Raw genomic sequence first — 12,189 nt, 5'->3', positions numbered from 1 at the left:
ACGCTGTGGTCTGACGGGCTTTCCACGGCAGCTTGCGCGTAGTGCATCGCTGCGGTCTCGCTGATCCCGAAGACGGTGGCGAGCTGGTGCTCTTTTGAAGAGCCCGCAGAGGGGTGGGCCGCGCTGTGCGAGTGCTGAGACGGTTATCTGGTGCTATCTGGCCATGAGTGCAGGTCAGTCACTTGATCACCGTTAAGGCACCTTAGGCACGCAGTTGAGATGCCGTTACGGTCGTAACGCCTACAGGACTCCAGTGCGAAGAAGTGGGGGTCTCGGGGCGGTGGTCGGACGGGCATCCTCCCGACCGCCCTTGGTAGCGGCAGGTGACACGGTTGTTAACGGGCATCCGGGTGGTGTGAGCCAGCGGGTGGCACGGGTGGCGGGGTCCCGTTCCCTGCTGCCGGTCGTTCGGGTTCACCGGTATCCCCTCGATTCGCTCAGTACAGCGCCCAGAACGCGGCGGTGACGATCGGCAGGTACAGCACCGATCCAAGCGGCAGCGCGGGCCAGGTGCCGCGTCCGCGTGCCCAGCGCCGGTGACCGACGGCGATCCCGACCACGACCGCGAGCGCCAGCCCGACCCAGGGCCCGTAGAGCCACACCCAGAGGTAGCGGCAGCCCAAGCTGCCGTCATTCGGGCGGCACCAGCCGCCCAGGCTGAAGGCCAGTCCCCCGCTCATCGTCAGGAACAGGTTCGCCGCCGCACCTAGCAGCGCCAGCAGCACGCCCACGACCAGCACGGTCACGCCCCCCGGTCCCAGGCGCCCCGAGGCCACGGGCGCCATCTGCGCCGGCACGGGCCAAATCTCACCTCCGAGCGCCGGGCCCGGTCTGTCCTCGCCCACTGGCCTCCCCCATCGTCACGACTCGCCCCAGGGGCCAGTGTCCCCTGCCGCCGGAGGCCGGATACAGACTCCGGCGTCACGATTCGGCAGCGCGGGCTGGGGACCGCGCCGGGCGGCCCACTGCCGGAACTGTGGACAACGAAAACCGGCTCACCCGCGCGGAGGTGACTCACCCGCGCTCGGCACGCTCTGCTTGGCCAACTGCCGGAATAGGGCGAGGTGGCGGGCGGGGCCCGCGGCGGCCGGACAGCGCGGGCAGGGTGCCGAACCGGACAGGCCCGTCGGCGCGAAGTTGCTCGCCGCAGCCCTCCCGGTCGGCCTGGTCGTGCCTGAGGTACCGAACGTGCCAGAACAGCCCGCCGACATCTCGTGAGGCTCGTCCGTCAGCGGCCACGTGACTCACGTGCCTCACGCCTCCCGGCAACCCCGTATCACGCGGCCCATTGGCACGGCCGTGTCCCAGGCGGGTGCGTCGGTCCCGGCCGGAGCCGCACCGGCCGTTGCCGGGGCGAGTGCGGACCCGCAGGGCAAAGACGCGGTCGGGCGGCTGATCGGTATCTTCGAGGAGGTCCTGCGGCTGCAGGACGTGGGTCCCGACGCGGACTACTTCGACCTCGGCGGTAACTCGATCCTGGCGATCTCGCTGCTGGAACGGATCCGTGGCGCGTTCGGGGTGCGGATCGCGCTCCCGCTTCTGTACGAGCACAGCACGGTCGCGCAGTTGGCTCAGCTGGTGGCGGTGGAGGGTGCGGGTGTCTCCGCGCCTGGCGAGTTGATCCCCCGGCTGGGCAGCGGGGGGCCGTTCCTGCCCAGCCACGGGCAGGAGGCGATCTGGTTCCTGGAGCGGCTCAAGCCGGACCTGCCGACGTACACGGTGCCGCACGACATGCACCTGCGCGGGCCGATCGACGTGGAGGCGCTGCGCTGGGCGCTGGCACGGCTGGAGGAGCGGCACCCGGTGCTGCGCTCGAAGTTCGTGGAGCTGGCGGGCGAGCCGCGGGTGATGCTGCGTCCGGTCGACGAGCAGGGGATGGAGTTCGTGGATCTGAGTGCCGTCGCGGACACGCCCCAGGCGCGGCTGGAACACGTCAGGGAGTTGATCCGGCGGCAGGCGCAGCGGCCGATGGACATGGCTCTCGACTGCCTGTACCGCAAGGTGCTGTACCGGCTGGCCGAGGACGACCACGTTCTGCTGCTGGCGGCGCATCACTCGGTCGTGGACGGGCACGCGCCCGCGCTGGTCGACCGCGACCTGTGGGAGTTCTACAACGCCGCGCGGGAGCGGCGGGCCCCCGAGCTGCCCGAGCTGGCAGTGGACTACCTGGACTTCGCCGCCTGGCAGCGCGAGCGGCTCTCGGGCGAGCGGCTGCGGGAGCTTCTGGCGTTCTGGCGGGGCCGGGTGCAGGGGGTGCGGCCGTCCGCGCTGCCCACGCCGTTGCCGCGTCCGGCGGTCGCCTCCGGCCGTGGTGACGTGCACCGGTTCACTGTGCCGGCGCCGCTGGTAGGCCGGTTGCGGGGGTTCGCCAGGGATCAGCGTGGCACTTTGTTCATGACGATCCTGACCGCGTTGAAGACGCTGATGCTGCGTTACGGCGGGGAGAGCGACATCACGGTCGGCACGACGACTGTGGGGCGGCCGCACCCGGATCTGCAGGAGATCCTGGGCTATTTCAACAACGCGGTGCCGCTGCGTACGGACCTGGGCGGTGACCCGAGTTTCCGGCAGGCATTCGAGCGGGTCCGGCGGACGGTGATCGACGGCCTGGCGCACGACGAACTGCCGTTCGCGATGCTGGTGGCGGATCTGCAGCTGGCGCGTGACCCGTCCCGGCACCCGGTCTTCCAGGTCGGCTACAGCCACCAGACGATCGGTGAGCTGCAGGCGGAGCTGTCACCGGGCGTGTCCTACCGCACCGATCGGGAGCAGACGTTCGGCGGGATGCCGCCGGGTACCGCGAAGTGGGACCTGACCCTGACGATGGTGGAGACCGCTGACCAGGACCATCTGGAGGGCGCGTTCGAGTACAGCACCGATCTGTTCGATGAGGCGACGGTGGCGGCCATGGCCGAGGCCTTCGTCACGCTGCTCGAGTCGGTCGCCGCTGATGCGGGGCTGCCGCTGTCGCGGCAGCGGCTGGTGGGTTCGGCCGGGCTGGCACGGCTTCGGGCCGGGGCGGGGGCGGTGCCGGTCGTGTACGGCCGGCCGGCCGCGTTTGCCCGGTGGTTCCAGGACGCTGAGGTGGCGCGGGCCGCGGCCGGGGTCGCTGGGGCGCTTCGGGAACACGGGGTGCGGCCCGGAGAGGTCGTCGGCGTGCACGTCGCGGACGCGGACTGCCCGGCGGTGCTGCTGGGTGTCCTGGGCGTCGGCGCGGTGTGCCTGCCGGTGGATGTGTCGTGTGGCTTCGCGGCCCGGGCGGCGTTGTTGGAAAGCGCCTCGCCTGTCGTTGTGGTCGCCGATACGGGTGTGGCGGTGCCGTGGCCGGGGGTGGTCGTGGATTTGGCCCGGGTGCGGGACGCGGCCCCGGCCCCGGTGGAGGGCTGGCCGGCCGGGGCCCGGGTCGCGCTGCCCCAGGCCGACGGGCGGATCGTGCTCTTCGACGGGGACCAGGCCGCGGCGTTGGCGGGTGACGGGGAACCTCGGGCGGCGCTGGCGGCTTGGCGGGCCGCGGCCGCGGCGGACGTTTCGGCCGTCGGGCTTGTGTCGGGTGCCGGGCTGCGGGTGCTGGATGCGGGCGGCCAGCTCGCGCCGGTGGGCGTGCCGGGCCGGCTGTGTCTGGCGGGGCCGGCCGCCGGCGTGGGTTTCCTGTGCGGCGCGGAGGGGTTGTTGCCCGATCCGGCTGTGCCGGGTGCGGTCCTGCGGCCGACCGGGCTGCGTGCCCGGGTCACGGCGGCGGGTTTGGTCGAGGTCGAGTGCCCGGTCACCGATGTTGTGCCGGAGCCGTCCGCGGTGGCCGGTCCCGCCGGCCCGGGCGTGGAGGCGGGTCTGTTCCCGCCGGCCGTGTCGGCGGTGGAGGAGACGCTGCTGGGGTTGTGGGCGGAGTTGTTGGGCGTGGAGGACGTGGCCCGTGACGATGACTTCTTCAGGCTCGGCGGCCACTCGCTGATGTCGATGCGGCTGCTTGGCCGGGTCAACCGTGAACTTGGCGTGCGGCTGCCGGCGGCGGCGTTGTTCGAGAACCCCACGGTGGCGCGCCTGGCGGGGGCTGTCGTGGCGGCCGGTGTGCCCGTGCGGCCCGTGGCGGCCGTGGCCGTCCCGGCGCCGGCCCCGATCGCGGCTGGGGCCCCGGCTGGCCTGGGGTGGCCGGCTGCCCGTGTACCGGGTGATGTGTTGCCCGGTGAGACGGTGCCGGGTGCGGGGGTGACGGTTCGTCCGTTCCGGCTGTCCGAGGATGTGTCACGGGCCCTGGGATGGCGCCCGGGGGACCGTGTTCCCTCGGCGGGTGCGGTACTGGCGGCGGTGGGAGTGATGATGGCGCAGCTGACGGGCGAGCGGGAGCTGGCCGTTGGCTTGCTGCGTGGGGAAGGCGCGGTGAGCCTGCCGGTCCGCGTCGATCTGAGCGACGTGGCGGACTGGGACATGCTGGTGGCGCGGACGCAGCTGGCCGTGGAGGGGGCTGCTCCGAATCTGGGCGTGATGGTGTCTGTCGCCGTGGAGCTGGGTGAGGGTCCGAGTCGGGGTCTGGATCTGGAGGCGGGGCGTCTGGACTTGCTGTGGCGGGTGCGGTGTACGGACGAGGGCCTGGCGGGGACCTTGTTGAGCGATCCGGCGCGGTTCCGGCCCCGCACGGCGAAGCAGCTCGTGGAACGGTGGCGTCAGCTGCTGCAGGACCTGTCGGTGCCGGGTGTCCGCGTGGACACCTTGCTGACCCCCTCTCCGCTGACCCCCTCTCCGCTGACCCCCTCTCCGCTGACCCCCTCTCCGCTGACCCCCTCTCCGCTGACCCCCTCTCCGCTGACCCCCTCTCCGCTGACCGGCTCTTCACCGGCCGCCTCGGCCGCCTCTTCACCGGCTGCTTCTTCGGTGGCTGGCTCGGCTGGCCCGTCGGTGACCGCTTCTTCACCGACCGCCTCGGCCGGCTCTTCACCGGCCGGCTCTTCGCCGGCCGCCTCGGCCGGCTCTTCACTGGCTGCTTCTTCGGTGGCTGCCTCGGCTGGGTGTTCGTGGGCTGACTCGCCTGGTGGTCGGGTGTATGGGTCTGAGGGGGACACGGAGACGCTTTCGGGGTTGTTGCGGCAGACCGCGGCGCGGTATCCCGACCGTACGGCCGTGGTTTTCGGTGACCGTAGCTTGACGTACCGGGAGTTGGACCAGATGGCGTCCGCGCTCGCCGGGCAGTTGCACCAGCGTGGTGTGGGACGCGGGAGCGTCGTGGCGGTGTCTATGGAGCGCTGTCTGGAGCTTCCGGTCGCGCTGGTCGGGGTTCTGTACTGCGGTGCCGCCTATCTGCCGCTGGATCCGGGGTACCCGGCTGATCGGCTGGAGTTCATGCTCGCCGACACGAAGGCGGCGTTGCTGCTCGCGGGTGAGGGGGAGCCGGCGGCGTGGGCGGCGGCGGTGGACCGGTTGCCGGTGGACCTGGAGTGCCTGACCGGGTGCGGGGCCGGTCCGGGTGCGCCGGCGGGTCCGCATCCGCAGGACCTGGCCTACGTGATCTACACCTCGGGGTCGACCGGCCGTCCGAAGGGTGTTGGCGTGCCGCACCGCGGGATCGTCAACAGCCTGCGGTGGCTGCAGCGGACCAGCCCGCTGACCGGCACGGACCGGGTGATGCAGAAGATCCCGACGAGTTTCGACTTCTCGGTCTGGGAGCTGTTCTGGCCGTTGACGGCGGGGGCGGTCCTGGTCGTTGCGGCGCCGGGCGCGCAGTTGGACGTGTTCGCGATGGCTGATCTGGTCCAGGAGCAGCGGATCACGACGGCGATGTTTGTGCCGTCGGTGTTGCGGGTGCTGCTGGCGGCGTGCGGGCCCCAGGTTGTCGCGGGGCTGCGGCGGGTTCTGCTGGGCGGTGAGGAGCTCGACGAGGCCCTGCGTCTCGAACTGCGCGGGGCGTGCCCGGAGATGGAGGTTCTCAACCTGTACGGGCCTACTGAGGCGTCGGTGGGGGTCAGTGCCTGGGACTGTCGGGGCGACTGGCCCGGTGGCCGGGTGCCGATCGGCGCCGCGATCGACGGGCTGGAGCTGCTGGTCCTGGACGAGCGGCTGCGGCCCTGCCCGCCGGGGACCGCGGGTGAGTTGTATGTGGGCGGCGCCGGGCTGGCGCGCGGTTATGTGGGGCGTGCGGGATTGACCGCGGAGCGGTTCGTGGCCTGGCCGGGTGGGCCGGCGGGCGGGCGTCTGTACCGGACCGGTGATCTGTGCCGCTCCGGCGCGCAGGGCGTGCTGGAGTATTTGGGGCGGGCTGATGAGCAGGTCAAGGTGCGGGGGCTGCGGATCGAGCTGGGTGAGGTCGAGGCGGTGTTGCGGGAGCACCCGGTGGTCGCCGCGGCGGCCGTGGTGGTGCGTGCGTCTGCGGGCGGTGACCGTTTTCTGGAGGCGCATCTGGTGCCGGGCACTGGCGCGGGCGGCGCGGCCGCGGGCGGGGGGGTTGAGGAGGACGTACGGCGGTACCTGACCGGGCGGCTGCCCGCCCACATGGTGCCGGCCTCGTTCGTGTGGCGGGCCGGGTTGCCGCTCGCGCCGAGCGGCAAGCTGGCGCGGAGTCAGCTGTGAGGGGCTCAGTCGTGGCCCGGCGCGGGGAGCGGGCCGTCGGCGCGCAGCAGCATGCTGCTCCAGGCGGCGACGGGGGAGCTGTTCATCACGAGGATGAGGTCGCCGGTGCGGAATTCGCCGCTGTCCAGGCCCTCACGGAGGTTCAGGCCGATGTCGGTGGCGCCGACGTGGCCCAGGGCGCGGAGGTTGCTGCGGCAGGCCTGGGCGACGGAGATTTCGAAGGCCTGTTCGTAGAAGTTGAACGCGCCGTCGGAGAGGTTCTGGGTGACGACGTGGTCGACGTCTTCGATGCCGAGGCCGGTGCGTGTGAGGAGGAGCCGGTTGAGCCGGTCCAGCCGTTTGCGGGTTTCGACGGCGAGGGTGAACGCGTAGCGCTTGGGGCTGGCGCAGACCTCCCGCCAGTCCTGGACGGGGCGGCCGAGGTAGTCGACATGAAACAGGTCCCAGAATTCGCCGTTGGTCTCGAGGTTGACGTCCAGGATCTGCAGCGGGCCGTCGGCGGCCACGTGTACGGCCATGGCCCCGTCGCCGTTGAGGGTGACCGGGGCGCGGTAGCGGCGCGGCCCGGGGGGGCGGCTGCCGTGGGCGAGGAGCACTCCGGTCAGGGCGGGGTCGGCGGCCAGCAGGCCGCGGGCCTGGAGCAGGCCGGCGGAGATGGACGCGCAGCCCAGGTCGGCCACGCCGATGGCGTAGCCGCCGCGCAGGCCGGCGGCCGACTGCGCGCGGGTGGCCTCGGACGCCATCAGCAGGTCCGGGTGGCGGCCGCCGAGCAGCAGCAGAGCGCCGGGCTCGGGTTCTGGGCCGCGGCCTTGGAGCAGCGTGCGTGCCGCGGTGGCGGCCAGCTCCGTGGCGTTCAGGCCGTCGGCGTCGCGGACGGTCTCGATGCCGAGGCGGGATATCAGTTCCCGGTCCGCTTCGGGGAGTTGCTCACGTTCGGCGAGTTCGGCCCAGCCCAGCTGCTTCGGTGGCAGCACCGTGACGATGTTCGTGATCGCAACCAACACAGGCCTCCCCTGGCCGCACGAACCGCCTCCGGGCGGCGCGGCGGACTGCGGGGCGGGGCCGTCGCCGAGGAGGTCGGGCGGAAGTGAGCACCCTACCGCGCCCTGAGCAGGTACGGGCGGAACGCTGGATCGTGGGCCCCACCCGGTCGCGGACTCTGGAGCCGTGTGTGCGGCTGGTGTCGTTCCCCAACGCCGGTGGCACAGCCGGCGCCTACGCCGCCTGGCGTCCTCACCTGCCGTCCGGCGTGCTGCTGTGTCCGGTGGAGCTACCCGGGCACGGCGTGCGCGGAGCCGAGGAACCGGCCACCGACCTGGGGGCGCTGGCACAGTCGGTACTCGCGGCGCTGGCGCGGGAGTTCGCGACGGGGGAGCCCTACGCGCTGTTCGGGCACAGCTTCGGGGGCCTGCTGGCCTTCGAGGTCGCGCGAAGGATCGAGCGTGAAGGTCTGCCGCTGCCGCGGGCGGTGGTGGTCTCGGCGGTGCGGGCGCCGCACGAGGAGCGCGCCCGGATCGTCGGCCTGGCGGAAGACGAGTTGCTGGAATGGCTGCTTGCCTCGGGCGGACTGCCGCAGGAGCTGCTGCGCCACACCGGCTACGTCCGGGGGCTGCTGCGCTGCCTGCGCGCCGACCTGCTGATGGCCGATGCCTACCGGGTGCCGGGGCCGGTGCCGCTCCAGGCGCCGCTGCATGTGGTCGGTGCGCTGGCGGACCCGGTGTCGCCGCTGGACGACCTGGCCGGCTGGGAGGAGTGGGAAGGCGACGCGCCGTTCACCACCACGTTCTTCCCAGGCGGCCACGGCTACCTGTTCGAGGACCCGCGGCCGCTGGTTGCCCACCTCGCGGCACTGCTGCTGTCCGACACGTCGGGGCCCGCGCTCGCGGGCCCGCACACCACTGACCCCGCGGCTGACCGCGCGGCTGACCGCGCGGCTGACCTGTTTCCCTGTGACCGGAGGACTCTGTGATGGCAACGTTGACCACCCGGGCCGAAGGCGGTGCGGCGCCCTGCGCCGAGCCCGTCGGCGCCCCGTCTTCGCCGCCTCCCTTCCCCGGGCCGGTGGCGGTCGTGGGTGCGGGCACGATCGGTCGGTCGGTGGCGCACGCCCTGGCCGCGGCCGGGCAGCAGGTGCTGCTGGTGGACGTCTCCACCGGGGTGCTGGACGCGTCGATGGCGCGGCTGCGCCAGGACCTGCGTTTCGAGCGGCTGCTGGGAGGCGGCGCCGGCCGTGGCCGGGTGGACGCGACGGTCCTGGCCCGGATCGAGCCGACGACACGTGACGAGCGCCTGGCCGAGGCGGGGTTCGTGATCGAGAACACCACCGAGGACTGGGACGTCAAGCGTGGCGTGTACCGGCGCCTGGACCAGGTCTGCCGGCCGCAGGCGGTGTTCGCGGCGAACACCTCGTGCGTGCCGATCACCCGGATCGCGGCGCAGACCGGCCGTCCCGAGCAGGTCCTGGGGATGCACTTCATGAACCCGGTACCGGTCAAACCGGTGGTGGAGATGGTCCGCGGCTTCCACACCTCACCCGGCACGATCGACGTCGCACGCAGACTGCTGGCCGGGATGGGCAAGGAGGGAATCCTGGTCGAGGACTCACCCGGGTTCGTGGCGAATCGCGTGATGATGCTGGCGGTGAACGAGGCCGCGTACCTGGTCCACGAGCGAGTCGCCGAACCGGCGGACGTGGACCGGATCTTCACCTCCTGCTTCGGGCATCCGATGGGAATGCTGGCGACCGCGGACCTGATCGGCCTGGACACGATCCTCTACAGCATCGAGCAGCTGCACGACCGGTTCGCGGACAGCAAGTACCGGCCCTGCCCGCTGCTGAGGCAGCTGGTCGACGCCGGCCATCTGGGACGCAAGTCCGGCCGCGGCTTCTTCCGCTACGCCTGACCCGCTCTGCCTGACCCGCTCTGCCTGACCCGCTCTGCTTCTTCCGCTCGGCCTGACCCTCTCTGCCTGACCCGCTCCACTTGAGCCTCTTCGCTTGAGCCTCTGCGCCGCACCACCCAACGTCCACCCGTCCTGCCGTTCCCCCAACAAATTTGAAGGGCCTTCGATCATGTCTGTTGCAGTTGTCGCCTCAATCGAGGACATCCGCGAGCAAGCCCGCGCCTATCTGGCCTCGAGCCTGGGCCAGCCGGTCTCGGACCATCTGGACGTGTTCGCCGCCGGGCTGGCGAACTCGCTGTTCGCCGCACAGCTGGTGCTGTTCGTCGAGGACCGGTTCGCCGTCACCGTCGAGGACGACGAACTCGAGATCGCCTCATTCGCGTCCGTGGATGCCGTGACCGCTTTCGTCGCCGGGAAGACCGGCGTCGGCGGCGGGCACTGACCGGGGCAGGTTCCCGATGACGCAGTTCTCCCTGACCGAAGACCAACTGGCCCGGCAGGGCTCCTTCCGCGGCTTCGTGGACCGGGAGGTGGCGCCGCTGGCTGACCGTCACGACCGTGAGCAGCGGGTGGACCGCGAGCTGGTGGATCTCCTGGCGAAGGAGGGAATGCTGGCCTCGCAGATCCCCGCCGAGCTCGGCGGACGCGGCCTGGACGCGGTCTCCTACGCGCTGCTGCACGAGGAGATGGGCCGAGGCTGCTCCTCGGTGCGCAGCCTGCTCACCGTCCACGACATGGTCACCGAGACCGTCCGGCGGTTCGGCGGCCCGCAGCTGCGGCAGCGTTGGCTGCCCCAGCTCCTGTCGGGGCAGGCGCTGGGCTCGTTCGCGCTGACCGAACCCGACACCGGCAGCGACGCGGCCGCCCTGACCACCCGCGCCGAACCCGCCCCGGACGGGGACGGCTTCCACCTCACCGGCGTCAAGCGGTGGATCACCTTCGGGCAGCTCGCGGACGTGTTCCTGGTCTTCGCCCGAACCCCCCGGGGCGTGTCGGCGTTCCTGGTGGAACGCGACCGCCCGGGAATCGTGGTGCGACCCGTCCCGGACATGCTGGGCACCCGCGGATCGATGCTCGCCGAGGTGGAACTGGACGGCTGCCGTATCCCGCGGGCCAACCTGGTCGGCGGTCAGGGCCGGGCGCACCCCTTCGTGGTGACACACGCCCTCACCCTGGGCCGGCTCAGCGTGGCCTGCGGCAGCGTCGGCATCGTGCGGGCCGCCCTGGACGAGGCGACCAGCTACGCGACAGCGCGGGGCACGCTGCGGCACCAGCTCGTGCAGCGGATGATCGCCGACATGGTCGTGGCCGGGAGGGCCGGCCGGATGCTCGCGCTGCGTGCGGGGGAGTCGATCTGGGCACGCAGCCCCGGCGCGCCCATGGCGGCGACGGAGGCCAAGTACTTCTGCTCCCGCGCAGCGGCCGATGCGGCCCGGGACGCGGTCCAGGTCATGGGGGCAGCCGGCTGCGCACCGGGCGCGCCCACCGCACGCCTGTACCGCGACGCGAAGGTCATGGAAATCATCGAGGGCAGTCACGAGATCAGCCAGTCGATGATCGGAATGTTCAGGCACAGAGACGGGAGCTTGGCACATGGCTGACACCATCACGGCGACAGCGGCCCCGCACGGGCCCGTCGCGGTCGCGGACACCGGCGCGGCGGTGAAGGCCGTCGTCTGGGACCTCGACAACACCCTGTGGGACGGCGTGCTCCTCGAGGGCGGCGGCCGCCGGCTGCGCCCGGGCGTCGAGCGAACCGTACGCGCCCTCGACGCCCGCGGCGTGCTGCAGTCGGTGGCCAGCCGCAACGACCCCGAGGCGGCCCTGGCCCAGCTGACCCACTTCCGGCTGGCCGACTACTTCCTGGTGCCGCAGATCGGCTGGGGCGCCAAATCCGCCTCGGTCAACGCGATCGCGCAGCGCCTGAACCTGCACCCCGAGTCGTTCCTCTTCATCGACGACGACCCCTTCGAACGCGCCGAAGTCTCCCAGGCGTGCCCGCAGGTCAGGATCTGGGACCCGGCCGACGACGTGACCGAACTGCTGGGCCTGCCGCAGTTCGACGGCGAGGTGACCGCGGACGCGGCGGTGCGCCGCCTGATGTACAAGGCGGCGCTGGACCGCGACACGGCCGAGCGTGACTTCGCCGGCACCGCCCCGCAGTTCCTGGCCTCCCTCGGACTGCGCCTGACCGTCCGCCGCGCGGGACCGGACGACCTGGCCCGGGCCGAGGAGCTGACGGTACGCACCCACCAGCTGAACGCGACCGGCTACACCTACTCGGCCGCCGAACTCGACGCCCTGCGCGGCTCGGGCACGCACGCCATCCTGGTCGCCGAGCTGTCGGACCGTTTCGGCGACTACGGCACCGTCGCCGTGGTCATGGTCGAGCAGGTGGGGCGGCGCTGGACCCTGAAGCTGCTGCTGGCCTCGTGCCGGGTGATGTCGCGAGGGGTGGGCGGGATGCTGCTCGCGCACGTCGTGGAGCGTGCCCGCGCCGCCGGTGCGTGCCTGTACGGGGAGTTCGTCCCCACGGACCGCAACCGCCAGATGCTGGTGGCGTACCGCTTCGCGGGGTTCCGCCGCACCCCTGCGGCAGGTGATCGCGGTGTGCTGCTGCTGGAGCATGACGGGGCCACAGTTCCCGCCGTGCCGGGCTACGTCCGGTTGCACAGTGATTTCTGAACCCGCCGCCGCCACGGGGTTCCCGAACCCCGCGACAGGCGCAGG

8 protein-coding genes are annotated in these 12,189 nt (G+C 72.1%); 6 read left to right on the top strand and 2 right to left on the bottom strand.

The features are described 5' to 3' along the window. Positions 1–437: 437 nt before the first annotated feature. A complete protein-coding gene (locus ABIA32_RS26560; RefSeq protein ID WP_370100478.1) occupies positions 438–797 on the bottom strand; it encodes a hypothetical protein in 360 nt (119 codons plus the stop codon). 502 nt (positions 798–1,299) lie between these two features. Here ABIA32_RS26560 and ABIA32_RS26555 point away from each other — a divergent pair. Then, on the top strand, positions 1,300–6,555 hold the full coding sequence (locus ABIA32_RS26555) for an amino acid adenylation domain-containing protein (RefSeq protein ID WP_370100476.1): 5,256 nt from the start codon (positions 1,300–1,302) through the stop codon (positions 6,553–6,555). Between the two features lie 5 nt (positions 6,556–6,560). Here the strand turns inward: ABIA32_RS26555 and ABIA32_RS26550 are convergent, their stop codons facing one another. Next, entirely contained in the window at positions 6,561–7,556 is a 996-nt protein-coding gene (locus ABIA32_RS26550; protein ID WP_370100473.1) for a 3-oxoacyl-[acyl-carrier-protein] synthase III C-terminal domain-containing protein, read from the bottom strand. 86 nt (positions 7,557–7,642) lie between these two features. Here ABIA32_RS26550 and ABIA32_RS26545 point away from each other — a divergent pair, with 86 nt between their 5' ends. The 5 genes from ABIA32_RS26545 (at position 7,643) to ABIA32_RS26525 (ending at position 12,144) form a co-directional block, all read left to right on the top strand. Then, positions 7,643–8,524, top strand: a complete 882-nt coding sequence (locus ABIA32_RS26545) for a thioesterase II family protein (RefSeq protein WP_370100471.1) — start codon at positions 7,643–7,645, stop codon at positions 8,522–8,524. Further along, complete coding sequence (locus tag ABIA32_RS26540; protein WP_370100468.1) at positions 8,524–9,459, top strand: 3-hydroxyacyl-CoA dehydrogenase family protein; 936 nt, start codon at positions 8,524–8,526, stop codon at positions 9,457–9,459. The genes ABIA32_RS26545 and ABIA32_RS26540 overlap by 1 nt, the downstream gene beginning before the upstream one ends. A gap of 169 nt (positions 9,460–9,628) precedes the next feature. Further along, positions 9,629–9,901, top strand: a complete 273-nt coding sequence (locus tag ABIA32_RS26535; protein WP_370100465.1) for an acyl carrier protein — start codon at positions 9,629–9,631, stop codon at positions 9,899–9,901. Positions 9,902–9,917: 16 nt separating this feature from the next. Continuing rightward, positions 9,918–11,060, top strand: a complete 1,143-nt coding sequence (locus ABIA32_RS26530) for an acyl-CoA dehydrogenase family protein (protein WP_370100462.1) — start codon at positions 9,918–9,920, stop codon at positions 11,058–11,060. Further along, positions 11,053–12,144 carry an HAD-IIIC family phosphatase gene (locus ABIA32_RS26525; protein WP_370100460.1) on the top strand — a complete coding sequence of 364 codons (1,092 nt, stop codon included), beginning with the start codon at positions 11,053–11,055 and terminating at the stop codon, positions 12,142–12,144. The genes ABIA32_RS26530 and ABIA32_RS26525 overlap by 8 nt, the downstream gene beginning before the upstream one ends. Positions 12,145–12,189: the final 45 nt, after the last annotated feature.

Origin of the sequence: Streptacidiphilus sp. MAP12-20 (assembly GCF_041262525.1) — a bacterium.
GTDB lineage: Bacteria > Actinomycetota > Actinomycetes > Streptomycetales > Streptomycetaceae > Streptacidiphilus.
Note: the sequence above shows the minus strand (reverse complement) of the source record. Positions and strands in the feature narration are given on the sequence as shown.